The sequence below is a fragment of the Parasedimentitalea huanghaiensis genome (assembly GCF_009753675.1).
GTDB classification, from domain to species: Bacteria; Pseudomonadota; Alphaproteobacteria; order Rhodobacterales; family Rhodobacteraceae; genus Parasedimentitalea; species Parasedimentitalea huanghaiensis.
Window position 1 is genome coordinate 605,206 of record NZ_WQLV01000002.1, and the last position, 24,195, is coordinate 629,400.

Annotated in this window: 26 protein-coding genes; 18 read left to right on the forward strand and 8 right to left on the reverse strand. The window is 54.8% G+C overall.

The window, feature by feature from the left end; all coding sequences use genetic code 11:
* Nucleotides 1-70: 70 nt before the first annotated feature.
* A complete protein-coding gene (locus GO984_RS06660; RefSeq protein WP_138161035.1) occupies nucleotides 71-358 on the reverse strand; it encodes a YggT family protein in 288 nt (95 codons plus the stop codon).
* Nucleotides 359-552: 194 nt separating this feature from the next.
* On the opposite strand from GO984_RS06660, the gene GO984_RS06665 reads away from it, so the two are divergent.
* From GO984_RS06665 to GO984_RS06715, 11 genes are all read left to right on the forward strand, one after another.
* Nucleotides 553-1,917: an MFS transporter gene (locus GO984_RS06665; protein WP_157021747.1), complete on the forward strand. Its 1,365-nt coding sequence runs from the start codon at nucleotides 553-555 to the stop codon at nucleotides 1,915-1,917.
* A gap of 44 nt (nucleotides 1,918-1,961) precedes the next feature.
* Complete coding sequence (gene mepA / locus GO984_RS06670; RefSeq protein WP_157021748.1) at nucleotides 1,962-2,783, forward strand: penicillin-insensitive murein endopeptidase; 822 nt, start codon at nucleotides 1,962-1,964, stop codon at nucleotides 2,781-2,783.
* On the forward strand, nucleotides 2,756-3,664 hold the full coding sequence (locus GO984_RS06675) for an esterase-like activity of phytase family protein (protein ID WP_157021749.1): 909 nt from the start codon (nucleotides 2,756-2,758) through the stop codon (nucleotides 3,662-3,664). Before mepA ends, GO984_RS06675 begins: the two co-directional genes overlap by 28 nt.
* Nucleotides 3,665-3,773: 109 nt before the next feature.
* Complete coding sequence (locus GO984_RS06680) at nucleotides 3,774-4,406, forward strand: queuosine precursor transporter (protein ID WP_157021750.1); 633 nt, start codon at nucleotides 3,774-3,776, stop codon at nucleotides 4,404-4,406.
* A gap of 57 nt (nucleotides 4,407-4,463) precedes the next feature.
* Nucleotides 4,464-4,883 (forward strand): alternative ribosome rescue aminoacyl-tRNA hydrolase ArfB, encoded by a 420-nt coding sequence (arfB, locus tag GO984_RS06685; protein ID WP_157021751.1) that lies wholly within the window; start codon nucleotides 4,464-4,466, stop codon nucleotides 4,881-4,883.
* 63 nt (nucleotides 4,884-4,946) lie between these two features.
* Entirely contained in the window at nucleotides 4,947-5,693 is a 747-nt protein-coding gene (locus tag GO984_RS06690; RefSeq protein WP_138161027.1) for an SDR family oxidoreductase, read from the forward strand.
* Entirely contained in the window at nucleotides 5,690-6,049 is a 360-nt protein-coding gene (locus GO984_RS06695; protein WP_157021752.1) for a cupin domain-containing protein, read from the forward strand. Before GO984_RS06690 ends, GO984_RS06695 begins: the two co-directional genes overlap by 4 nt.
* A 3-nt stretch (nucleotides 6,050-6,052) precedes the next feature.
* Nucleotides 6,053-7,078, forward strand: coding sequence for a P1 family peptidase (locus GO984_RS06700; protein WP_167740244.1), 1,026 nt, complete (start codon nucleotides 6,053-6,055; stop codon nucleotides 7,076-7,078).
* Nucleotides 7,079-7,192: 114 nt separating this feature from the next.
* Nucleotides 7,193-7,654, forward strand: coding sequence for a c-type cytochrome (locus tag GO984_RS06705; RefSeq protein WP_138161021.1), 462 nt, complete (start codon nucleotides 7,193-7,195; stop codon nucleotides 7,652-7,654).
* Between the two features lie 146 nt (nucleotides 7,655-7,800).
* On the forward strand, nucleotides 7,801-8,343 hold the full coding sequence (gene idi, locus GO984_RS06710) for an isopentenyl-diphosphate Delta-isomerase (RefSeq protein ID WP_157021753.1): 543 nt from the start codon (nucleotides 7,801-7,803) through the stop codon (nucleotides 8,341-8,343).
* Between the two features lie 80 nt (nucleotides 8,344-8,423).
* A complete protein-coding gene (locus GO984_RS06715) occupies nucleotides 8,424-9,680 on the forward strand; it encodes a flavin-dependent oxidoreductase (protein ID WP_157021754.1) in 1,257 nt (418 codons plus the stop codon).
* Between the two features lie 66 nt (nucleotides 9,681-9,746).
* Here GO984_RS06715 and glpK read toward each other — a convergent pair whose 3' ends face one another.
* The 3 genes from glpK to panB form a co-directional block, all read right to left on the reverse strand.
* Nucleotides 9,747-11,231 carry a glycerol kinase GlpK gene (glpK, locus tag GO984_RS06720; RefSeq protein ID WP_157021755.1) on the reverse strand — a complete coding sequence of 495 codons (1,485 nt, stop codon included), beginning with the start codon at nucleotides 11,229-11,231 and terminating at the stop codon, nucleotides 9,747-9,749.
* Between the two features lie 65 nt (nucleotides 11,232-11,296).
* Nucleotides 11,297-12,154: a pantoate--beta-alanine ligase gene (gene panC, locus GO984_RS06725; RefSeq protein ID WP_157021756.1), complete on the reverse strand. Its 858-nt coding sequence runs from the start codon at nucleotides 12,152-12,154 to the stop codon at nucleotides 11,297-11,299.
* Nucleotides 12,155-12,165: 11 nt separating this feature from the next.
* On the reverse strand, nucleotides 12,166-12,990 hold the full coding sequence (gene panB, locus GO984_RS06730) for a 3-methyl-2-oxobutanoate hydroxymethyltransferase (RefSeq protein WP_157021757.1): 825 nt from the start codon (nucleotides 12,988-12,990) through the stop codon (nucleotides 12,166-12,168).
* A 164-nt stretch (nucleotides 12,991-13,154) separates the two neighbouring features.
* Here panB and GO984_RS06735 point away from each other — a divergent pair, with 164 nt between their 5' ends.
* On the forward strand, nucleotides 13,155-14,633 hold the full coding sequence (locus GO984_RS06735) for an ABC transporter substrate-binding protein (RefSeq protein WP_157021758.1): 1,479 nt from the start codon (nucleotides 13,155-13,157) through the stop codon (nucleotides 14,631-14,633).
* Nucleotides 14,634-14,674: 41 nt separating this feature from the next.
* Here GO984_RS06735 and sigJ read toward each other — a convergent pair whose 3' ends face one another.
* From sigJ to GO984_RS06750, 3 genes are read right to left on the reverse strand one after another with little or no spacing between them, the layout of a single operon-like run.
* Complete coding sequence (sigJ, locus tag GO984_RS06740) at nucleotides 14,675-15,553, reverse strand: RNA polymerase sigma factor SigJ (RefSeq protein WP_157021759.1); 879 nt, start codon at nucleotides 15,551-15,553, stop codon at nucleotides 14,675-14,677.
* Complete coding sequence (locus GO984_RS06745; protein ID WP_245231015.1) at nucleotides 15,546-16,085, reverse strand: hypothetical protein; 540 nt, start codon at nucleotides 16,083-16,085, stop codon at nucleotides 15,546-15,548. Before GO984_RS06745 ends, sigJ begins: the two co-directional genes overlap by 8 nt.
* Entirely contained in the window at nucleotides 16,082-16,468 is a 387-nt protein-coding gene (locus tag GO984_RS06750) for a hypothetical protein (RefSeq protein WP_157021760.1), read from the reverse strand. Before GO984_RS06750 ends, GO984_RS06745 begins: the two co-directional genes overlap by 4 nt.
* Before the next feature lie 195 nt (nucleotides 16,469-16,663).
* Between GO984_RS06750 and GO984_RS06755 the strand changes: the two genes are divergently transcribed.
* Genes GO984_RS06755 through GO984_RS06780 form a run of 6 tightly spaced genes read left to right on the forward strand, consistent with a single transcriptional unit; the run spans nucleotide 16,664 to nucleotide 22,883 of the window.
* Nucleotides 16,664-17,611 carry an ABC transporter permease gene (locus tag GO984_RS06755; protein WP_157021761.1) on the forward strand — a complete coding sequence of 316 codons (948 nt, stop codon included), beginning with the start codon at nucleotides 16,664-16,666 and terminating at the stop codon, nucleotides 17,609-17,611.
* Nucleotides 17,608-18,423, forward strand: a complete 816-nt coding sequence (locus GO984_RS06760) for an ABC transporter permease (RefSeq protein ID WP_157021762.1) — start codon at nucleotides 17,608-17,610, stop codon at nucleotides 18,421-18,423. Before GO984_RS06755 ends, GO984_RS06760 begins: the two co-directional genes overlap by 4 nt.
* The gene (locus GO984_RS06765) at nucleotides 18,420-20,018 is read left to right on the forward strand and encodes an ABC transporter ATP-binding protein (RefSeq protein ID WP_157021763.1); all 1,599 of its coding nucleotides are present in this window, start codon (nucleotides 18,420-18,422) and stop codon (nucleotides 20,016-20,018) included. The genes GO984_RS06760 and GO984_RS06765 overlap by 4 nt, the downstream gene beginning before the upstream one ends.
* Nucleotides 20,015-20,488 carry a GNAT family N-acetyltransferase gene (locus tag GO984_RS06770; RefSeq protein ID WP_138160997.1) on the forward strand — a complete coding sequence of 158 codons (474 nt, stop codon included), beginning with the start codon at nucleotides 20,015-20,017 and terminating at the stop codon, nucleotides 20,486-20,488. The genes GO984_RS06765 and GO984_RS06770 overlap by 4 nt, the downstream gene beginning before the upstream one ends.
* Complete coding sequence (locus GO984_RS06775; protein WP_157021764.1) at nucleotides 20,481-21,938, forward strand: aldehyde dehydrogenase family protein; 1,458 nt, start codon at nucleotides 20,481-20,483, stop codon at nucleotides 21,936-21,938. Before GO984_RS06770 ends, GO984_RS06775 begins: the two co-directional genes overlap by 8 nt.
* A 3-nt stretch (nucleotides 21,939-21,941) precedes the next feature.
* A complete protein-coding gene (locus GO984_RS06780; protein ID WP_245231016.1) occupies nucleotides 21,942-22,883 on the forward strand; it encodes a DMT family transporter in 942 nt (313 codons plus the stop codon).
* On the opposite strand, the gene pncB is transcribed toward GO984_RS06780, so the two are convergent.
* Complete coding sequence (gene pncB / locus GO984_RS06785; protein ID WP_167740245.1) at nucleotides 22,880-24,169, reverse strand: nicotinate phosphoribosyltransferase; 1,290 nt, start codon at nucleotides 24,167-24,169, stop codon at nucleotides 22,880-22,882. The two genes, GO984_RS06780 and pncB, sit on opposite strands and share 4 nt — an antisense overlap.
* Nucleotides 24,170-24,195 lie beyond the last annotated feature (26 nt).

Sequence of the window (24,195 nt, forward strand, 5' to 3'; positions counted from 1 at the left end):
ACATGCGGAATCGGGCGGCAAGAGGGTAAGGTCCGCGCCCGATGATACAATCGGACACGTCCCGAGTTTCTTACATAAAGCCGAACATTGTCGGGAGGATGTAGGCACGCAACGAAATGACGATCAGAATTGCCACCAGCGGAGCCAGATCCAGCGGGCCGGTATTGGGCAGAATGTTCCGGATGGGTTGATAAATCGGCTGCAACAACCGGTTCAGGCCATCCCAGATCTGCCCAACCAATTGCTGGTGCAGGTTCAACACCTGAAAATTGATCAGCCAGCTCATGATGATATGTGCGATCATCACAAAATAAACCACGCTCAGGATCAGATCCAGAGGTCCGTAGATTGCCATCATTTGCACAAGTCCTTTCTCGTTTGAGTCACAGGTAAGCAGCAAGGAGCCAAAGCGCAAGTCTTGCACGGGTTTGTGGTTGACGCGAGGTTTCGATGACACATGAAAAGTTCACATCAGCCCGCCGCCCTCAGGATGGGCTTGCCTAGGGGCAACCGCCCCTGTCATACCGGGTAAAAGATATTTTAGGGGCAGGTATGCAAGAGATTTCAACGCGCAAGCGCATTTGGGGCTGGTACTTCTTTGATTGGGCCAGCCAACCCTATCATACTCTGCTTGTCACCTTTGTTTTTGGCCCGTTCTTTGCGGCCGTCGCGGCTGATTTCTTTATGGGACAGGGTCTGGAAGACGAAGCCGCCAAGGCACAGGCTCAGACAATCTGGTCACTGTGCCTGACAGTCACCGGGCTGATTATCGGATTCGGTGGTCCGGTATTGGGGGCTTTGGCCGATATTTCGGGGCGACGCACGCGGTGGGTTCTCGGGTTTTCGATCATGTATGTGATCGGCGCTGGTGGGTTATGGTTCATGGATCCGGAGGGATCTAACCTGTGGTGGATGTTAGGCAGTTTTGGCTTTGGCTTTATCGGCGCTGAATTTGCACTGATTTTTATCAACTCTCAGCTACCATCCCTGTGCGGTAAAGACGACGTTGGGAAAATATCCGGGTCCGGGTTTGCCTTTGGCTATCTGGGCGGTGTGATTTCGCTGTTTATTCTGTTGCTGCTGTTTGTCGAACAAAGCAACGGCAAAACTTTGATCGGGCTGGACCCGGCATTTGGACTGGATGCAACTGCCCGTGAAGGCACTCGCGCTGTTGGTCCAATCACCGCCATTTGGTTTGCAGCGTTCATGATTCCCTACTTCCTGTGGGTGCGCGATGGCAAAAGCACGGGCCAACGCGGCAGTTTTGGCGACGCGATCCGGCTGGTAGTTCAATCTATCGCCAATCTACGCAACCGCCTGAGCCTAGCCAGTTACCTCGGTTCTTCCATGCTGTATCGCGACGCATTGAATGGGCTGTATGGATTTGGTGGCGTCTATGCCCGTCTCGTACTGGGCTGGGAAATAACCTCGATTGGGATTTTTGGCATCGTTGCGGCGATTTCTTCGGCTGTGTTCAGCTGGTTCGGGGGCCATCTAGACCGTCGCCTTGGCCCCAAGCCGGTAATCATTGCGTCGATCGTTGTGCTGACTTTGGTCTGCATTACCGTAGTGGGGATGTCGCGCGAACAGCTGTTTGGGGTTCCGCTGGCTGAGGGATCTACGCTGCCCGACACGATTTTCTTTGGTTGCGGCGTATTGATTGGTGGGTTCGGCGGAATCTTGCAAGCCGCCAGCCGCAGCCTGATGGTGCGCCATACCAACCCTGAACGCCCCACTGAGAGCTTTGGCCTATATGGATTATCGGGTCGCGCCACCGCGTTTTTGGCCCCTGCCCTGATTGGGGTTGCCACAACCGTTACCGGTAGCGCACGCTTGGGCATATCACCAGTCGTCTTCCTGTTTATACTGGGACTGATTCTTTTGATTTGGGTACGTGCCGAGGGAGATCAGGAGTGAAACACCTAATTGCCAGTTTGGTTTTAGTTTTCTGCGTTACGAGTATGGCAAATGCCGAGACACCGGCCAAGCAGCTGTTTGGGGCTAAATCTGATGGCTCGGAACAGCAACCAGCCCCTTTCGGATCATATGCCAAGGGATGCGTGGCTGGCGCTGTGCAACTGCCTGAAACCGGCCCCACCTGGCAAGCGATGCGGCTTTCGCGCAATCGCAATTGGGGGCACCCCGAGACGATTAGTTTTATCGAAAAGCTCAGCCGATTTGCGGCCAAGCAACGCGGCTGGGACGGGTTGTATATCGGTGATATCAGCCAACCGCGAGGCGGCCCGATGTTGTCCGGCCATCGCAGCCATCAAGTTGGTCTTGATATTGATATCTGGATGCTGGCCCCTGACCGTTTGGATCTAAGCCCCAAGCAACGCGAGAATATTTCATCCATCTCGATGCGGCGAAATAACGGTGCGTTTGTAAATTCTAAATGGACGTCGCAACACCACGCCATTTTGCGCGCAGCCGCCAAAGACAAACGCGTTGCGCGGATTTTTGTGTTTCCGGGCGCCAAGGTCCAGATGTGCAAGGATGAAACCGGTGACCGTCGCTGGCTGCGCAAAATCCGGCCTTGGTGGGGACATCACTATCACTTCCACGTCCGGTTAAAATGCCCCAAAGGTGCGCGCGGTTGTACCAACCAAGCAGCCCCCCCCAAAGGTGACGGCTGTGAGGCAGCGCAGACATGGGTGAACGACATTTTAAACCCACCAAAGCCAAAGCCGGTTGACCCCAACGCGCCAAAGCCTAAACCTCGCCGCGAATACACACTCTCGGATCTGCCCAAACAATGCGCCTCGGTTCTACAATCAAACTAACACTTGGCCTGCTGATTGCCGCGACCATGGCAGTTGTTGCCTATGCAGCAAACCTGCCGGCCGCCCCCAGTAGCGCACGCTATTTGGGCAGCTATGTCTGGGATATGAACGACAGTTGGTTTGGCGGGTTTTCGGCGCTGTCGCTTGGCAGGGATGGCCGTTCAATGACCGTTCTCAGCGATCGTGCCACCCTGGCCACTGCACGCATTCGCCGCCAGGGTGGGCAAATTTCAAGTATTGAAGTCAAAACCACCCGACCGCTTCAGTCGTCTTCCGGAAAAATTTTAAAAGGCCGCATCGTTGACAGCGAAGGTCTGGCAATTGCTCGTGACGGAACAATTTACATTTCGTTTGAAGGCATTTCACGCGTGGTTAAGCACCGTAAGGCCAGCAGCCGCGCTCAGGTACTGCCACGCCCAAGCGAGTTTCGAAGCCTGCCGATCAACAAAGCGCTGGAAGCTTTGGCCATTGATAGCCGTGGACGGCTGTACACTCTGCCCGAACGCGCCTTAAACGACGACGGTCAGATCCCAGTCTGGCGTTGGAATGGTAGAACATGGTCCACCCCATTCACTCTGCCCCCATTGGGAAATTTTTTGCCCGTCAGTGCTGATTTCGGCCCTGACGGTCGGCTATACCTACTGGAACGGGATTTTGGCTTGTTTGGCTTTCGCAGCCGGTTGCGGCGTTGGGATATCACAGCTGAGGGTCCGGCTAACGAGAAGATCCTGCTTAAAACAACATTTGGCACTCATGACAATCTGGAAGGCCTGTCAGTTTGGCGTGATGACAGTGGCACGCTGCGTGCAACCATGATTTCCGACGACAACTTCTATTCCATCCAACGTACCGAGCTAGTGGAATACGCCTTGCCGCGCTGACGCCGTTTATCAGAACACTTGCCAAATGAGGTCAACACGGCTAACTGGGCCGGTCTTCTGCGTTTCGCGCAGAACAAGTCGCCGCTACCTTGTAAAAACGGGCTCAAAAATGACACGTATACATCTCCCTGGCATTCTTGCCATGGCCACGATTGTGGTCGCTTCCAATATTCTGGTGCAATTTCTGTTCGGCCAATGGCTGACCTGGGGCGCCTTTACTTATCCATTCGCCTTTCTGGTAACCGACGTGATGAACCGCGTTTATGGGGCCGGGCCTGCACGCAAAGTCGTGTTTGTCGGCTTCATTGTCGGCGTCATCTGCTCGCTGATTGGCACCCAAATCATGGGCGAGTTCGGCCCGCTGGTCACTCTGCGTATTGCCATCGGCTCTGGCTTGGCATTCCTCACCGCGCAAATGCTGGATGTGTCGATCTTTTCGGCTCTTCGTCAGGGCGCATGGTGGCGTGCACCGCTGGCCTCCACTCTGGTTGGCTCGGCGGTTGATACCACCATCTTCTTTAGCATTGCTTTTTCCGGTGCGTTGACCTGGATCGAACCAGGAAACGACGTTTCCTGGGCTGGTGAGATGCTGCCATTGCTGGGTACTGGCCCTGTAGCCCCATTGTGGGTCTCACTGGCCGTTGCTGACTGGATGGTGAAACTGTCGCTGGCTCTGTTGGCGCTGGTGCCGTTCCGTATCATTGTCAATCGCTTGATGGCGGGACAACAATCCCACAGCTAGGAAAAAACTGCGGGCGCACTCTTTGCCAGTGCGCCCGCTCACGTTACGACGCCACTCATGTTGCGTATCAATGACTCCATCACCCTGCAGGACTGGGAACTAAGCGAAAGCTTCATGCGCGCTTCGGGCCCCGGTGGTCAGAATGTGAATAAAGTATCTTCGGCTGTTGAACTTCGGTTTGAAGCTGAACGCTCACCCTCGCTAAGTAGTCCGGTCAAGAATCGTTTGAAACGACTTGCAGGTCGCCGCTGGAACAAAGACGGTGCGCTGATTTTGCAGTGTGATGAAACCCGTTCACAACAGCGCAACCGTGACCTAGTGAGGGAGCGTCTGGTGGAACTGATCCGCAAATCGCTAACCGCCCCAAAACGCCGCATCGCCACCAAACCCACCCGTGGTTCAGTGCAACGCCGTATCACCGCTAAAAAACAACGCAGTGAATTGAAAGCGACGCGTGGTAAATTCGGCGACGACTAGAACCTCTGATTGCGCCTGCCAATTACGCTGCTACCTTGCGGCCGAACTAATTGGGAGAAGATCATGCGGCTGAACGGAAAAACTGCCATTGTCACCGGTGGAGCCTCGGGGTTTGGGGCTGGTATTGTTGAAAAGTTTCTGGCCGAGGGCGCCCGGGTTATGGTTGCCGACATCAACGGCGATGCCGCTGCTAAGATGGCAGAAACCTGCGGAGAAAATGCAATTGCGCAAACCGTTGACGTGGCAGATGCTGCATCGGTTGATGCCATGGCGCAGGCCGCAATCGCCACATTTGGTCATGTCGATATCCTGATCAACAACGCTGGTGTGACTCATTTGCCAACACCATTGGACGAGGTCAGCGAGGATGATTTTGACCGGGTATTCAACGTGAACATGAAGTCCGTTTATCTGACTGCTCGTGCATTGGTCCCCCACATGAAGAGCCGCCAATCTGGCGCGATTCTAAATGTTGCCTCTACCGCTGGTGTCAGCCCGCGTCCCAACCTGAACTGGTACAATGCTTCTAAGGGCTGGATGATCACCGCCACCAAGGCCATGGCAGTGGAACTGGCACCGCAGGGTATTCGTGTGAACGCAATCAACCCTGTTGCGGGCGAAACACCGTTGCTGAAATCCTTCATGGGGGAAGACACGCCTGAAATCCGCGCCAAATTTATCTCGACCATTCCAATCGGGCGGTTCTCTACCCCAGAAGACATGGGCAACGCAGCCTGTTTCTTATGCTCGGATGAGGCCAGCATGGTGACAGGTGTCGCAATGGAAGTAGACGGAGGACGTTGCATATGAGCCGTGTAAATTTGGTAGAGAAATTAGCCCTATTCAGCTCTCATTGGGATCCCAAAGTTATTGCAGACTATAATGACAACGACGTTATGGTGGTTAAATTCCAAGGCGAGTATCCGTATCATTTTCATGCCGACACCGACGACTTCTTTCTCGTTCTCGAAGGAGAGATGGTGATGGACATTGAAGGCGAACCCTCGGAAACCGTGCGGGCGGGCGAATTATATATCGTCCCCAAAGGTGTGACCCATCGTCCCCGAGCTGAGAATGAATGCAAAGTATTGTTGATCGAACCTAAGGGCGAACCCAACTCTGGTTCCGGTGACCCGGCCACTGCTGCCCCCAAGCCAAGGATCTGAAACGTGATCCCCGGCCCCAAAAACCTGATCACTGACGTTCCAGGTCTAAAAGTCGGCAACGCCCATGATGATGCGTTGAAATCTGGCGCAACCGTCTTGACTGCCGACCAGCCATTTACTGCGTCGGTGCATGTCATGGGCGGTGCCCCGGGCACGCGGGAAACCGATCTGCTTGCCCCCGACAAATCTGCGGGAGGCGTTGACGCGTTGGTTCTGTCAGGTGGATCGGCCTATGGGCTGGATGCCTGTTCCGGCGTAGTTGACGGATTGCGCGCGCAAGGGCGGGGTTTCAAATTGGGGCCTGCCATCATCCCACTGGTTCCTGGTGCCATACTGTTTGACCTTCTAAATGGCGGTGACAAAAGCTGGCTGAACAACCCGTACCGTGATTTGGGTCGCGCAGCCTATGACGCCGCAGATGAAGATTTTGAAATCGGGACGGTAGGAGCAGGCACAGGTGCGCTGACTTCAATGCTGAAAGGCGGGTTAGGATCAGCTTCTTTGGTTCTGGACGATGGTACAACTGTCGGCGCATTGGTCGCAGCCAACCCTTTGGGAGCAGTGACCACGCCCGGTGACCGCCATTTTTGGGCCGCCCCGTTTGAAATTGACGATGAATTTGGCGGATTGGGTCCTGATCCAACGGCTGGTCTGGTTGCGCCACAAGAAAGCCGCAAGAAGCAACAGATGTTGCGGCAGGCCGCAAATTTACCGCTGAGAGATGAGCGTGGGAATACCACAATTGCGATCGTAGCTACTGACGCGCCGCTCACCAAGGCGCAATGTCAACGATTGGCGACCGCCGCACATGACGGCATTGGACGGGCTACGGTTCCAGCACACACCCCGTGGGACGGAGACTTGGTGTTTGGCCTGAGCACCTCAGAGCAAACAACACCAGGTGGCGAGCCAGATCTTGCCCTGATTGGGCACGCCGCCGCTGTTTGCCTGAGCAGGGCCATCGCCCGGGCGGTATATCTCGCAAAACCCGCACCCGGCGACTTACTGCCATGTTGGAAAAACTCTTGAATTGACAACTTTCGCGACATTTTAGCTGATATAGATCAAACTCGCAGCCTGACAGTTGACTATTGTGCAGCCAAGGCTCGTATTGCCAACAGCCACATGAACCGGAGCAAAAATATGAAAACACTTATTGCAACTGCATTTATTGGCCTGCTGGCCGTGCCGGCATTTGCCGAAGGTGACATTGCCAAGGGCGAGAAAGCCTTTAAAAAATGTAAGGCCTGCCACAGCGTGACATCCGCAGACGGCGAAGCGATTGTCAAAGGCGGCAAGACTGGCCCGAACCTATTTGGACTTCCTGGCCGCGCCGCAGGTACGGTTGAAGGATTCAAATACGGCAAGGATATAGTTGCCGCCGGTGAAGGAGGCCTGGTCTGGTCCGAAGAAACGTTTGTTGGCTTTGTAACCGATCCCAAAGGATACCTGCGCGAAGTCACAGGAGATGGTAAAGCCAAATCAAAAATGTCCTTTAAGCTGAAAAAAGGTGGCGAAGACATTTTTGCCTTCCTGGCCAGCGTTAGCCCTGCTCCCGTAGCGGAAGAAACTGAAGAAGCTGCTGAAGCACCCGCCAGCAACTAAGATAACACTCTTCGAGTAAGTGAAAGGCCGCAGCTCGTTGCTGCGGCCTTTCGTTCTATTGCAATCACGGTCACCTGATATTAGCGATTAACTTCGACGATGCCCTTGGTGGGCCTGACCCGACTCGTAACAATCGTGGACCCGGTATGAACACAATGATTCCAGCCTGGATTGACGGCACTCTGACCCCAACGGACAAGCTGCTGGCCCATAAAAAAGGCCTGAAACACAAGGCGGTATCGGTATTTGTTGTAAAAGGGCTGGATATCCTGCTGCAACGCCGAGCTCTTGGCAAATATCATACCCCTGGTCTGTGGGCGAACACCTGCTGCACCCATCCGATGTGGGACGAGCAGGCCTCTGCCTGTGCAGTACGCCGAATGCAGGAAGAGCTTGGAATTACGGGACTTTACCCAGAGTACCGACATCGCCTGGAGTACCGCGCTGATGTCGGCAACGACCTGATCGAGCACGAAGTTGTAGATATATTCTTGGCCCATGTGCATCGCCCCCTGAACCTGAAGGTAAACCCGGATGAGGTCATGGACACCCGTTGGGTAAACTACCACGATTTGATTGCCGAAGTTGCCCGACATCCCGAGCGGTTCACCCCTTGGTTAAAAATCTACCTGCAAAATTATGCCGACACAATTTTTGGCCCAGACTTAATCATCGCATCCAAGAGCTGAACCGAGAGCGGGTCTATCTGCCGTCTTGCCCTGCTTTGTCCAATGTGCTTCCTAGATGCCCATAACTAGGAGGTATACTTATGACTATTCTCATCGCGGGTGGCGGCATCGCAGGACTGACGCTTGGGCTGACCCTACATCAGATTGGTGTGCCTTTTCATATTTATGAGGCCACCGCCGAGATTAAACCGATGGGAGTTGGCATCAACCTTCAACCCAATGCAGTGCGCGAGTTGCTGGATCTTGATCTTGCTGACGAGCTCGACGCGATTGGGGTAAAGACCAAGCAATATGGGTTTTATTCAAAACTTGGGAAAACCATCTGGGAGGAACCGCGCGGAACTTGGGCTGGCTATGCCTGGCCGCAATACTCTGTCCACCGCGGTGCGCTGCAAATGATGCTGTACCATGTTTTGCTGGATCGTGCGGGTCCAGACTGTATCACCACCGGAGCGCGGGCTGCAGGGTTTGAAAATACCGAAACCGGCGCTGCATTATTACTGGCAGATGGTCGTCGAGTTGAGGGAAACTTGGTTATCGCCGCCGATGGCATTCATTCCGCCCTGCGGGCCCAGATTGCACCTGATGAAGGAGCGCCAATCTGGAATGGCCGCATCCTTTGGCGCGCCACCACCCGCGCCAAAGCGCTATTGGGCGGTGCTGCCATGGTGATGATTGGCCATGACCACGTTCGGCTGGTAGCCTATCCAATTTCGGAACCCGATGAAAATGGCATCGCAACGATTAACTGGATTGCCGAGAAGAGCTTTGATCCATCAGCACCGTGGAAGAAAGAAGACTGGAACCGAGCAGCCGATATCAACGATTTCCTACCGGATTTTTCCGATTGGAAGTTTAACTGGATCGACGTACCCGCCCTGATCAAAGGGGCTGAAGTGGTTTATGAATATCCGATGGTTGACCGCGATCCGTTGGATCAATGGACTTTTGGCAATGTCACCTTGATGGGTGATGCAGCACACCCAACCTATCCGGTTGGATCCAACGGAGCAGGACAGGCTATCCTTGATGCTCGTATCATCGGTGCGCGTCTGATCGAGCACGGTATCACAGCACAGGCACTGCAAGCATTTGAAGACGAAGTCCGCCCCATCGCTACCGGGGTTGGTAATGCCAATCGGTCAGGCAACGGCCCCGATGGGGTGTTGCAACAGGTCGAAGATTTATGTGGTGGCGATTTTGAAGATATCGGCAGCGTGATATCTTTGGACGATCTGGCTGCACATGCCGAAAAATACAAAACCTTGGCCGGGTTTTCCATTGAAACGCTGAATGCCAAACCGCGCATCATCGCCGAAGGGGCGCGGGTCAGCTAAACAAAACGCGCCTGACCCGATATTGTAGGTCAGGCGCCTGCCTATTTCGCGCAAGGCGAAGCGGGACTACACCCCGATCACAGCCTGTACCGCCCGTTGCCAGCGGGCGTATGCCGCCTCGCGCGGGGCGGTGTCCAATTGTGGTGTGAACTGACGGTCCAGCGCCCAAGTCTCTGCAAACCCATCCTGGTCAGGATAGATTCCAGCCCACATCCCGGCCAACCAGGCTGCGCCCAGCGCGGTGGTTTCCTGCATTACCGGCCGATCAACCGCAGCACCCAATAGGTCGGAGAGGCTCTGCATGGTCCAATTGCTGGCGCTCATTCCGCCATCAACGCGCAGGGTGACATGGGTATCTCCGCCCCAATCGGCGCGCATTGCCTCCCAGAGATCACGGGTCTGATAACCAACACTTTGCAATGCAGCACGGGCGACTTCCGCCGGCCCTGAATTGCGGGTCAAGCCAAACACGGCGCCGCGACATTCGGGCTGCCAATAGGGCGCGCCCAAACCAGTAAACGCGGGCACTAACAACACATCCTGACCAGGATCAGCCTGTGGAGCCAGATCGCCCGTTTGCGCTGCATTTTCAATCACGCCCAACCCGTCGCGCAGCCATTGCACCGCAGCACCGGCGATAAAGATGGAACCTTCCAGAGCATAGGTTGGCTTGCCGTTCAGCTGATAGGCGATGGTCGTCAACATTCGATTTTTAGACACCACTGGAGTTTCCCCAGTGTTGAGCAGGGCAAAACATCCTGTGCCATAAGTAGATTTCATCATGCCGGGTTGGAAACAGGCCTGCCCGATCGTCGCTGCATGTTGGTCACCAGCTACACCCAGAATGGCAATCTCTTTACCCAAAATATCAGCACGGGTGGTGCCAAAATCAGCTGCACAATCTTTGACCTCGGGCAGCATAGCCATCGGTACATCCAGCAAGTCGCAGATCTCAGCGCTCCACTGACCTTCGCGGATGTCGTACATTAGCGTTCGCGCTGCATTGGTGGCATCAGTCACATGCGAGGTGCCGCCAGACAATCGCCAGATCAAAAAGCTATCCACGGTGCCAAACAGCAACATTCCATTCGCCGCCCGTTCACGACTGCCGGGTACAGAGTCGAGGATCCATTTGAGTTTGGTACCCGAAAAATAGGGGTCAAGCAGCAAGCCTGTCTGATGGCTGATCGACGCCTCATGACCTGCATCACGCAGATCTTCACATATCCCGGTGGTCCGCCGATCCTGCCAGACAATGGCGTTGTGGATGGGTTTGCCGGTTTCACGATCCCACACAACGGTGGTTTCACGCTGGTTGGTTATACCAATACCCGCGATTTGGGATGCCGTGATCTCGTTTTCAGCCATCACCTGCCGACAGGTTTCAACCGTTGTATTCCACAGATCTTCGGGATCATGTTCAACCCAACCCGCCTGAGGGAAGTGCTGCGTAAATTCCTGCTGAGCGCTACCAACAACCTGCATCTGAGCATCAAACAAAATTGCCCGTGTCGATGTGGTGCCCTGATCGATTGCCAGAATATTGCTCATGTCCGCCCCTCCAAAACGTTTAGAGTGGACACTAGCCGTAAATCCGCTACCGCTACCAGTCCTTACTAATCATTTAGTACAGGAACTTCGATATTGTCGATCAAGCGAATGCCATCCATCCATGCCGCCACTAGCAAACGGCCGGGGCGGGTTGGTGTTTGCAACAATTGCAGGCGATCCTCGCAACGCAGGTCAAAGTATTCGATATCGGCAAAACCCAATGCTTCCAATTTACTCCGGGCTTCATCCGCCAAGGGGCCAAACCCTTCCCCCCCAGCCAACCGCGCAGCTACTTGTTGCATGACCGGATACAAGCCGGCCGCCCGATCCAGTCCTTCGGCAGAAAGACGCAGATTGCGCGAAGACATTGCAAGGCCAGATGGTTCGCGCACTGTGGGGCAACCGATTACCTCAATCGGGATATCCAGATCCCGCGCCATGCGTTTGACAACCATCAATTGTTGAAAATCCTTTTGACCAAAATAGGCCCGGTGCGCCCCGGTTTGCAGGAATAGCTTAGCCACCACAGTTGCCACACCATCAAAATGCCCGGCGCGGAACTCACCCTCTAGCACATCGCTCACACCTGAGACCGACACGTTAGTGGCGTAACCATCTGGATAGATCTGGCTGCCGTCAGGAACATAGATCACGTCCACATCAAGCCCGGCCAGCTTCTCGGCATCTTGATGTTCGGTACGCGGGTAGTTGGCCAAATCCGCTGCATTGTTAAATTGCCGCGGATTGACAAAAATGGTCACGACCACACGATCACAATCAATACAAGCCGCCTCAACAAGTGACAAATGACCAGCATGCAACGCCCCCATTGTAGGAACCACTGCCACGCTCTCACCCGCACGGACCCACGATGCATGTTTAGCGCGCAACTCGTTCAGATTGCGCAAAATAGGTACTGTCATTTCTTGATACTCTACTTAGGGGTCTGATCGCCAAATACATGTTCAGCCGCAGGGAACTCCCGCGCCCGAACTTCGGCGGCATATTCGGCAATAGCGGCTTCGGCTGATTCGCCAAGGTCGGCATATCGTTTTACAAATTTCGCTTTGAATGCAGTGAAGAAACCCAGCATGTCATCTACCACCAAGATTTGCCCGTCGCATCCAGCGGACGCCCCAATGCCAATGGTTGGGATTGAAACCTCACCTGTAATTTGGTCAGCCAAACGTTGGGGAATCTTTTCAAGCACCACCGAAAACGCCCCGGCATCGGCCACCGCTTGGGCATCGGCCAGTACCAAAGCACCCTGCTCGTCTCGGCCTTGCACCTTGTATCCACCTAGCGCGTTGACGGATTGCGGAGTCAAACCAACATGCGCCATGACTGGAATTCCTCGCGCGACCAAAAACCGGATGGTTTCTGCCATCTCCACTCCGCCCTCCAGTTTCACGGCTGCAGCCCCAGTTTCTGCCATCAATCGGGCAGCATTGCGGAACGCCTGTTGCGGGCCCTCTTCGTACGAACCAAACGGCATATCTATGACTAACATTGCATGATCCAAACCGCGTGATACCGCCTGACCGTGCAGGATCATCATCTCCATCGTCACACCCAGTGTCGAAGGCAACCCATGCAGCACCATGCCTAGGCTATCGCCGACCAACACAAAATCACAGTGACGGTCCATCAACCGTGCCATGGGAGTCGTATAAGCCGTTAGGCTGACGATAGGTTGGTTGCCCTTGCGGGCACGAATATCATCGGCTGTCATAGCTGATTGTTTGGATGTCGCACTCATTAGCAGTCGCCCCCGTTCGAATAGCGCACGACTAGCAAGTAACGCGGCGTGCTTCTAGTGCGCCAAATGAACCCATGGTCTTGATTACCTATCGCAAAGCGGGAACACTCAACGTCAAAGCGCCGGGATTAAACGGTGCGAGCAACCAAACGGGGAGTTTTGTTATGTCATTCAGATCCATCATACTTGCGGCCAGTTCGGCCTTGGCGCTGACCGCAGGTGCAGCCGCCGCGAAAGACTCGATTATTGTAGCCATGCAGTTGGAGCCACCCCACTTGGACCCGACCAGTGCAGCAGCTGGCGCAATTGACTCGGTGCTCTATTCCAATGTTTTCGAAGGTCTGACCCGGTTTATGGGCGATGGGGCTGTGGTGCCCGGACTGGCCGAAAGCTGGGAGATTTCCAGCGATGGGTTAACCTATACCTTCAAATTACATTCTGATGTCATGTTCCACGATGGTACTGCCATGGACAGTGAGGATGTAAAATTCAGCCTGGATCGCGCACGCGCTGAAGACAGCACCAACGCACAAAAGGCACTGTTCGCAGGTATCACCGATGTTTCGGTTGTCGACCCGCAGACCGTCACGGTCACCTTGGCCGAGCCAAATGGCAACTTCCTTTTCAATCTGGCCTGGGGGGACGCGGTTATCGTCGCACCTGAGAGCATCGACGACATCAAAACCAATCCGGTTGGCACAGGAGCTTTCAAGTTTGCCAACTGGGTTCAGGGTGACAAAATTGAACTGGCCAAAAATGGCGACTACTGGGGCACCCCCGCAGTTCTAAACAGCGCAACTTTCAAATTCATCAGCGATCCGACTGCGGCCTTTGCAGCTGTCATGGCCGAAGATGTCGACGTGTTCAGTGGTTTCCCTGCTCCAGAAAACCTGCCCCAGTTTGAAGCCGATCCCCGGTTTCAGGTTCTGGTCGGCTCGACCGAGGGTGAAACCATCCTGTCGACCAACAACCAGCAGCCCCCCTTTGATGATGTCCGCATCCGTCAAGCTGTGGCCCATGCTATCGACCGTCAGGCAATTATCGACGGCGCTATGTTTGGATATGGCACTCCAATCGGTAGCCACTTTGCGCCACACAACCCGGCCTATGTCGATCTGACCGGCAACTCTGCCTATGACCCAGCGAAGGCAAAGGCATTGCTGGCCGAAGCGGGTATGGCCGATGGGTTTGAAACCACACTGCACTTGCCACCGCCCTCCTATGCGCGTCGCGGCGGAGAGATCATTGCGGCACAGCTGGCCCAAGTCGGTATCAAAGCTGAGATCATCAATGTGGAATGGGCCCAATGGCTGGAAACAGTATTCCGCGGCAAAGATTTTGGCCTGACCATTGTCAGTCACACTGAACCGATGGATATCAATATCTATGCCCGGCCCGACTACTACTTTCAGTATGACAACAAGGGTTTCCAGGAGTTGATGACAGGCCTGAATGCCACCACTGATCCCGGCAAGCGGATTGACCTGATGCAGCAGGCGCAAACCATCCTATCCGAAGATTACGTGAACGGATACTTGTTCCAACTTGCCCAACTGAGTGTGGCGAAAGCCGACGTTCAGGGGTTGTGGACCAATGCGCCCACTCAGGCCACAGACCTGACAGCTGTAAGCTGGGCCAAGTAATACCTTTAGAAGCTGTTCAAGGCCCCGGAAACGGGGCCTTTTCAATTCAATGCAGCCAGTTTTTCGGGTGCGCGCATAAAGTACATCCACGCCACCTGTCCCTGCGCGTCGGGCAGCAATGTAATGATATCCTCGATCCTGTCGCCTACGAGATACATGAGAGCTGGAAGACTATTGGCAAAACAGGGGAAGATCCGCCCACCAGGTTGTCCCAACGTTTTGGCCGCAACTGACAACATGACCAGTCCGATTTCCTCTGGCCCAAGCAGCGGCCGACGAGCGGCGCGCACAGATGGGCCTCCGTCCGTTATCGCAACCGCATCCGCTGCCAGCAATTTGGTGACAGCATCAAAGTCTCCGTTAGAAGCCGCCGTAAAAAATTCCCCGATCAGAGTTGAGATTTGAACGTTGGACACATCAAATCGTGGCCCGCTGTTGTGAACACGTTTACGGGCGCGACTAACCAACTGACGGCAGGCGACCTCGGACTTACCCAAGGTTCGAGCCAGATCAATATAGGCCACATCAAAAGCCTCGCGCAGGATAAACGCCGCCCGTTCTGTCGCATCCAACCGCTCCATTGCCCAAAGCAGCGCCAATCCACAGTCCTGAGCTTGAATAAAATTTGCTTCAACCGAATGCTCAGCTGTCACGACCAGTGGTTCGGGCAACCATGGACCGACATAGGTTTCCCGCCGCCGCTGTGCCACGCGCAAGGCATCTATGGCGATGCGAGTGGCCACTCGTGTTAGCCAGGCTTCGGGGTTCCTCACCGCATCCTGGTCTGTACCAGCCCACCGCAGCCAAGTGTCTTGTACAACATCTTCGGATGCCGCACGTTCACCTAACATACGATAACAAATCGAAATGAGGCGTGGCCGATGTCGTTCGAACTCCCGAGCTGCCACATCACTACTCATTCAGAACCAGCTCCTCTTGCTCACCAAACCTTAGACGACTGCAGGTCGCTCCGTGCCCCAATGACTTTTTGAAAACAGGGTAGAACCGCCCCGATGCCGAAGCATAAGCAACCGCAACAAGCCCTTTGCGCCCAAACTTCTTTGTAATCTCTTGTGCCATTCGGTCAGTTTCTAAATCGCCAGCGATGGCAGACACGGCGAACCTATATCCCAGCCCCACATCCCCGGCCAGTTCGCTGTACCCATCTGCACAGGACCGCAATTTTTCTGATGACACACCAGCATCGATCCACATGTCGATCACCAGCTGCGTACAGGGTCCACAATCCCCGTCCAATGTCGAGGCCAAGAGCGCACCTGCAATCACCTCATCAGCATTTTTCAAACCGCGATAGCCAATTACCGCCGGATACAAAGCCAGTCGCGCTCCGGCAGATCTAGACACGTCAATCACATCTAACATGTAGGAAACATCATATTGGTACTTCCGACCAAAGGCACGCGTTGCGCGTTGCAGGAACCAGCGGATCATCGGTTCACCTCCTTATTACGGAGGCGCACAATCATAGTCACGGCCAACCACGCTGGGAGCTGAATCCCGATCAAGTTACTCAAGGCGATCATATCCATGGGACCGCCCCGCGCACCCCAGATCCAAAAATGAAACACAGCATGCATCACTGGCCAAGCAACCCCAAACACACATGCGGTTTGATCCTGTCGCAGAGCGCCCCAGATCAATCCACTGCCCGATACCAAAAAAATCATAGCAATGTCGCGGACGAAATGCAGGTTGAATGGCCCCGTCATTCCCACTCCGGGGGTCAACTCGTACCAGAGTTCTGGTGTCAGCCACATCAACACCCCTAACCCCCCAAAATATGCCCCAATTACTAGCAGTACAGATCGCACCATCAGATCTCTCCTTTTTGCCAGTTAGACGAGGGAGAACCTGCTTCTGTGACAGCAAAGTCAAAAAAATGATAAAGGCGCGTATCACGCACCAAACATCCCTTAAACCGTTAACAATATACAGTTTTCATAAGTGCCCTTACGTTTCTTCCTTCATAACTCTGGACGTTGGCAAAACCCGCTCCTAACGTGACTGTAATGTTACGCTATTCCATCAAACGTCTCTTCTCCCTAATCCTCAGTCTGGCCGTTGCCTCACTGGTGATTTTCTTTGTCATCGAAATCGCGCCCGGCGATCCGGCTTCCTTTATGCTGGGTATCAACGCACAGCCCGACACAGTGGCTGCACTGCGTACTGAATTGGGGCTAGATCAGTCCAAGTTCAGCCGCTATGCAGCTTGGGTCGGCGGCATGCTAAGTGGTGATTTTGGAACCTCTTACACCTATCGCACCCCAGTAGCAGAAATGATCGCGGACCGGTTGTGGGTGTCTCTGCCGCTTGCCCTATATGCGCTGGCCCTATCAACATTGATTGCCTTTCCTGCAGGTATTTATGCCGCCGCACGCCGGGGGAAGGCAGGCGATATGGCAGTGATGGGTGCAACTCAATTGGGTGTGGCTGTGCCAAACTTCTGGTTTGCGATGATGTTGGTTCTGATTTTTGCTATTAACCTGCGCTGGTTCAACGCAGGTGGTTTTGTCGGCTGGGACGAAGGCCTGCTGGCCGGGCTGCATTCACTGACACTGCCCGCCATTTCACTGGCGTTACCGCAGGCCGCAATTCTGGCGCGGGTCATGCGCTCGGCACTGCTGGACATACTGGGCGAAGACTTTATGCGCACCGCCCGCGCCAAAGGGTTGAGCCGCCGTCAGGCCCTGTGGCGGCATGGACTGCGAAACGCATTGATCCCTGTACTGACCATCATCGGGTTGCAGTTTTCGTTTCTGCTGGCCGGTGCCATCATCATTGAACAGGTTTTCTATCTGCCGGGACTGGGACGTCTGGTGTTTCAGGCAATTTCAGCCCGTGATCTGATCGTTGTGGAATCGGTGGTCATGCTGCTGGTGTTTGCTGTGATCACTGTGAATTTCCTGGTTGATCTGGCCTATGCAGCCGTAGATCCGCGACTAAGGAGCCGCACATGAGCCGAAACCTGATCCTTGGTGGGGCAATGTCGGCGCTGGTGTTGCTGGCGGCAGCGGTGTCCTTTGTCTGGACACCGTTCGATCATACAGCGATGGATATCCCTTCAAAGCTACAGACACCCAATGTAATTCACTGGTTGGGCACCGATCACTTTGGCCGCGATATATTCTCGATGATCATGGTTGGCGCCCGTACCTCAATTGCGGTGGCCCTTGTCGCGGTTGGCATTGGTATGAGCATCGGTGTGCCGCTGGGGTTGGCTGCCGCCGCCCGAAGTGGCAACTGGCTGGACGAGCTGATCATGCGAGGCAATGATCTGGTGTTTGCCTTTCCGTCACTGGTTATTGCCATTCTGATCACTGCTATTTTTGGCGCGGGTGCGGTCAACGCGATCATCGCCATTGGTATTTTCAACATCCCGGTCTTTGCACGGATCACCCGTGGTGCAGCCCTGTCGTTGTGGCAGCGCGAGTTCATTCTGGCAGCCCGCGTAGCTGGCAAAAATGCAGCTCGCATCTCAGCGGAACACATCCTGCCCAATGTTGCCAACCTATTGATTGTACAGGGTACGATACAATTTTCATTGGGCATTCTCGCCGAGGCCGGACTGTCTTATGTTGGGCTGGGCGCGCAGCCCCCTACCCCCAGCTGGGGCCGGATGCTGGCGGATGCACAGACCATGGTCAGCTTTGCTCCGCATTTGGCGTTGATCCCAGGCACGGCCATCATCCTGACTGTTCTGGGCCTAAACCTGATGGGGGATGGGCTGCGAGACTGGCTTGATCCCAAACTGCGGGTGGCCCGGACATGAGCTTGCTTAACATTCAAAACCTGACCCTATCGATTGGCGACAGTGCTATCCTGAAAGATGTCTCTCTTTCGGTCGCCCCGGGTGAGATCGTCGCCGTCACCGGCGAAAGCGGATCCGGCAAGTCTATGACCGCGCTAGCCGTGATGCAGTTGTTGCCTGAGTTGGCACAGGCCAATGGCACGCTCTCGCTGGACGGCATCAATCTATTGGAACAAAGCGAGGAGCAGTTATGCGCCTTGCGCGGTGCCTCCATCGGAATGGTGTTTCAAGAGCCAATGACAGCGTTGAACCCGGTCAAAACGATTGGCGATCAGGTGATGGAGACCATCCTGATTCACAAGGCGATGCCTCCAGCCAGGGCGCGCCAACATGCACAGGAAATGCTGGAACGTGTTGGCCTGCCCGCTGACCGGTTTCCACTAAGCCGCTTTCCCCACGAGTTATCCGGCGGCCAGCGCCAGCGAGTGGTCATCGCAATGGCCATTGCCCTGCGCCCAAAGTTGCTAATCGCGGACGAACCAACAACAGCGCTGGACGTGACAACACAGGCTCAAATTCTGGCTCTTCTAAAAGATCTGGTGCAAGACTTTGGCATGGGGCTGTTGATGATCACCCATGATCTGGCGGTGGTCGCCGATCTGGCTGATCGCATTGTAGTGATGCGACACGGAGAGGTCGTAGAAAGCGGGACGACTCAGGGGTTGTTGGCCAACATGCAACATCCCTATACCCGGATGCTGTTTGCGGCATCAAACCATCAGGTCGCGTTACCACCAGCCCCAGCACCTAAACCGCTGCTACAGGTCAAAGGTGCAGTCCGTGACTACCGCCTGCCGCGTCAATCGCTATTTGGTGCGCCCGGCCACTATCGCGCGGTTCAAGATGTCAGCTTCACCTTGAACCGAGGGGAGCGGCTGGGGTTGGTGGGCGAGTCTGGCTGTGGGAAATCGACCCTTACACGGGCAATTCTCGGATTGGAACCGTTGCAAGGCGGTGAAATTCTGTTGGACGGTGGTCCTATCGGCATCAATCAATCTGCTGAACAGCGTCGTAAAATGCAGGTGGTGTTTCAGGATCCATTTGGTAGTTTCAATCCGCGCCACCGGGTTGACCGATTGATCACAGAACCCTTTCATCTGTTGGACAAGCCCCCCACAGGCAGCGCTAGACGTGACTTGATCGCTGAAACTCTCACTGCGGTTGGACTATCGCCCGACGATGCCGCCAAGTTTATCCACCAGTTTTCCGGTGGGCAACGCCAACGCATCGCCATTGCACGCGCCTTGATCACACGCCCAGAGTTGATCCTGTTTGATGAAGCTGTCTCGGCACTGGATGTGTCTGTACGGGCGCAAATTCTCGATCTACTAGCCGAGCTGTGCAAATCTTATGCGCTGACCTATCTGTTCATCAGCCATGACTTGAACGTGGTGCGGACGATTACGGATCGGGTACTTGTGATGAAAGCCGGTGAAATTGTTGAACAAGGTGCTACCGAGGCCGTATTCACATCACCAAAACACGCCTATACTCAGTCGCTCTTAGCTGCTGCACCAGTTTTACCTGACCTTGGTAAAGGGGCTGACGTTGCATGACCCTGTCATTGACCCTGATTTTACCACGTGAGCGTGCCCAACTGGCCGCTGCGCTGGCGCCTTATTTCTTTGAAATAGCCCCCACCGCCCCAATGAACCCGGATGACCGGGCTGAACAGGTGCTACACCGCAAAGATGTTACAGCGTTCTGGATCAACAATGGAGGCTCCCGTATTGGTTTTGCCATTGTCCTAAACCTGCCCGAAGACCGCCGGGAACTGTCTGAATTTGCAATTTTCCCAAAACACCGGCGCCAAGGGCTTGGATATCAGGCGGCGCAAATTCTGTTGCAGGAATTTCCCGGCCGCTGGCGCATGGGCCTGTCCGCCCATTCCAAGCAAGCCGCCGCCTTTTGGGGGACTTGCCTTAGCGGTATGCCCGGCGTGCGCGATCTGCGCGAAGGGGCCCCATTTTCTAAACACCAAATCAAAAGCTACACTTTCGATATTGCAGGACCAAACAATGACTGACGCTACTCCCCTATGGTTCAATCCCAGCACCTGCCTGATTGGCGGCGAATGGGCCAGCCCTACCGACGAAAAGACACTGACGCTGGTGAACCCGTCCGACGGTAGTGACATTTGTGAAATTGCGCGCGGTGGGCCAAGTGACATTGACGCCGCAGTGCAAGCCGCAGAGGCAGCCTTGGGTGGCGACTGGGGCCGGATGACCGCACTGGAGCGCGGCCGTATTCTGACCCGCATCGGTCAATTGGTGCTAGAGCGTGTTGATGAACTGGCAGCGCTTGAAGCGATGGATGTTGGCAAGCCGCTGACCCAGGCACGGGCAGACGCTGTTGCTCTGGCACGGTACTGCGAATTTTACGGCGGTGCCGCTGATAAGGTGCACGGAGAAACCATTCCCTATCTGGATGGCTATACCGTCTACACCCTACGCGAACCGCATGGGGTGACCGGCCATATTGTCCCTTGGAACTATCCGATGCAGATCATCGGTCGCTCCGTTGGAGCGGCTTTGGCTATGGGAAATGCCTGTGTGTTGAAACCTGCCGAGGAAGCTTGCCTGACAGCGCTGGCTTTTGCCCACATTGCAGTAGAAGCAGGATTGCCCGCTGGCGCCTTGAACGTGGTGCCAGGACTGGGGGCAGAAGCTGGCGCCGCGCTATCATCACATCCAGGCGTGCATCATATTTCATTCACCGGTTCTGTGGCTACAGGTGCATTGATCCAGCAGGCGGCTGGTAAAAACGTTATCCCCGTGACGTTGGAGCTGGGCGGCAAATCCCCCCAACTGGTGTTTGATGACGCAGATCTGGATGCAGCGCTGCCGTTTCTAGTCAACGCTGGATGTCAGAATGCCGGCCAGACCTGCTCAGCCTCCTCTCGTATTCTGGTGCAGCGTGGTGTCTACGACGAGGTCGTCACACGTATGAGTGCGGCATATGGCGAATTGACCGTTGGGCCAGCCACAGATGATTTGCGCGTCGGGCCACTGATTTCAAATCGACAAAAGCAGATCGTTGAGGGGTTCCTTGAAAAAGGATCGGATCTAACTGTGGCAGCACACGGGGTTATCGTAGACGGGGCGCCAGACACCGGGGCCTATGTACGCCCGACGTTATTTAAAGATGTCCCCTCTGATCACTCCCTAGCGCGGGATGAAATCTTTGGTCCAGTGCAGGTCATCATCGTCTTTGACACCGAAGAAGAAGCTCTTGAGATTGCCAATTCCACCGACTACGGCCTTGTCGCCAGCGTATGGAGCCGTGATGGCGCCCGGCAAATGCGGTTGGCGAAAAAACTGCGTGCCGGACAGGTATTCCTGAACAACTATGGGGCCGGAGGTGGTGTTGAACTGCCATTTGGTGGTGTTGGAAAATCCGGCCACGGCCGCGAAAAAGGGTTTGAGGCGCTGTATGGGTTTTCACAGCTGAAAACCGTCGCAGCGCACCATGGCTAAGCCTTGAAGGCCTCGGTTGGACTTGCCATCACGCTGGCCCTGACAGCGGTGATCCTGTTCGATGTTATGGGGCTAATTATCAAGCACCTGTCGCTCCGTTATGGTGCGGCAGAACTATCTGCCTATCGCAACTTCTTTGGCATTTTCCCTTCGGTCCTTGCCCTTTGGTCATCACGCCAGTGGCACGCATCTGGTTGCCCCTTGCGATTGCGACAATGGAAACTTGGATTGATGCGCGGGCTTTACGTCACGGTGGCGCAGTTCCTGTTTTATTACTCACTGGGCGTCCTGCCTTTTGCCACCGCGTCAACCATCACCTATGCCAATGCTATATTTGTCACTGCCCTTGCCGTTCCCCTACTGAGTGAACGCGTGGGTTGGATACGCTGGGCAGCGGTCTTGATGGGGTTTGGCGGTGTCATCATGGTCATGCAGCCCGGCAGTGACAGCTTCACCTATGTTGCAGTTGCGCCGCTGGGGGCAGCGTTTCTGTACGCCCTTGCTGGCGTAACCGCGCGGTTAATGGACACGGACGTCCCCAGCCCGCTAATCAACCTGTATTCTACGATTGCCGCCCTGATAGGATCTTTGTGCCTTGCTCTGGCGATTGGAAATTTCACCCCAATTGCAAGCCTGTCCGATTTGTTCTGGATTTTTGCCATGGGCGCGGTAGGTGGCACGGCTGTGTTGTGCATGGTGGTGTCATACAGAATGACCGAGCAAAGTAACCTGGCACCCTTCAGCTATTTCGGCATTCCAATCGCCTTTGTCCTCGGGTGGATCTTCTTTGACGAGACCCCTTACAATGCTCTGTTTCCCGGCGTATTTCTGATAATTGGCGGTGGGTTACTGGTCATCTGGCGCGAACGACGACTGCGCGCCGCCTCTGCCCCAGCACAGCTAGGAGACAAATCCCAAACGTCAGCCAAGCTGGGTGACGTTTAGACTACCACTTTAATCCGTTCTTGCTCACCAACACCAAACACCCGTTTGTACCGGTCAATCTCGTCCTGCGGGCCCATTGCTTTTTCCGGGTTATCCGACAGTTTGACCGTTGGACGCCCGTTGGCCGACACAGCTTTGCAGACCACAGAGAACGGCGCCAAGCCATCGTTTGGCACCAAGCCGCGGAAATCGTTGGTCAACAGGGTGCCCCAGCCAAAGGATACATTTACCCGGCTCGCAAATTTTTTCTGCAGCTCGGCAACTTTTTCCACATCCAAGCCATCCGAGAAAATCACCCGTTTTTGACTGGGGTCTTCACCGCGCTGCTGCCACCACTTGATCGCTGCCTCTGCCGCACTAGCAGGATCACCACTATCGATACGAATGCCTGTCCAGCCCGCCAGCCAGTCAGGTGCACGATCCAAAAATCCTTGGGTGCCATAGGTGTCTGGCAAGATGATACGCAGGTTACCATCATGTTCTTCGTGCCAATCCGAAAGCACATCATAGGGTGCCTGCGCCAATGCGGCATCGTTCTGGGCTAGCGCAGAATAGACCATCGGCAGTTCATGTGCGTTCGTGCCAATCGCCTCTAGCTCTCGGCGCATAGCAATTTTACAGTTGGAAGTACCCGTAAACTTGTCGCCCAGCCCTTCGCTCATCGCCTGTACACACCAATCCTGCCACAAGAATGAGTGACGTCGACGGGTACCGAAATCAGCAATCGACAATCCATCGATTTGACGCAAGCGTTCGATTTTTTCCCAAACTTTGGTCATACCGCGGGCATAGAGCACCTGAAGTTCAAACCGATCCATATTGTTCAGGACCGCTCGACTGCGCAGTTCCATCAGGACTGCAAGAGCGGGAATTTCCCACATCATCACCTCGGGCCAACTGCCCTCAAAGGTCAGCTCGTACTGGTCGCCCTTGCGCTCCAAATGGTAGGCCGGCAAACGCAGGTTTTCAAACCACTCCATAAAGTCTGGGCGGAACATTTGCCGTTTGCCGTAAAAGGTATTACCCCGCAGCCAAGTACTTTCGCCACGCGACAACGACAGGGTCCGAATGTGATCTAATTGCTCCCGCAATTCACTCTCGTCGATTAGATGGGCCAGCGGCACATGCACCGAACGGTTAATCAGTGAAAACGTCACCTGAGTGTCGGGCTTATTGCGGAACACCGACTGGCACATCAAGAGTTTATAGAAATCGGTATCGATCAACGATCGCACGATCGGATCAATCTTCCATTTATGATTATAGACCCGGGTAGCAATATCCACAGGCGACCTCATGCGTTGGTTCACTG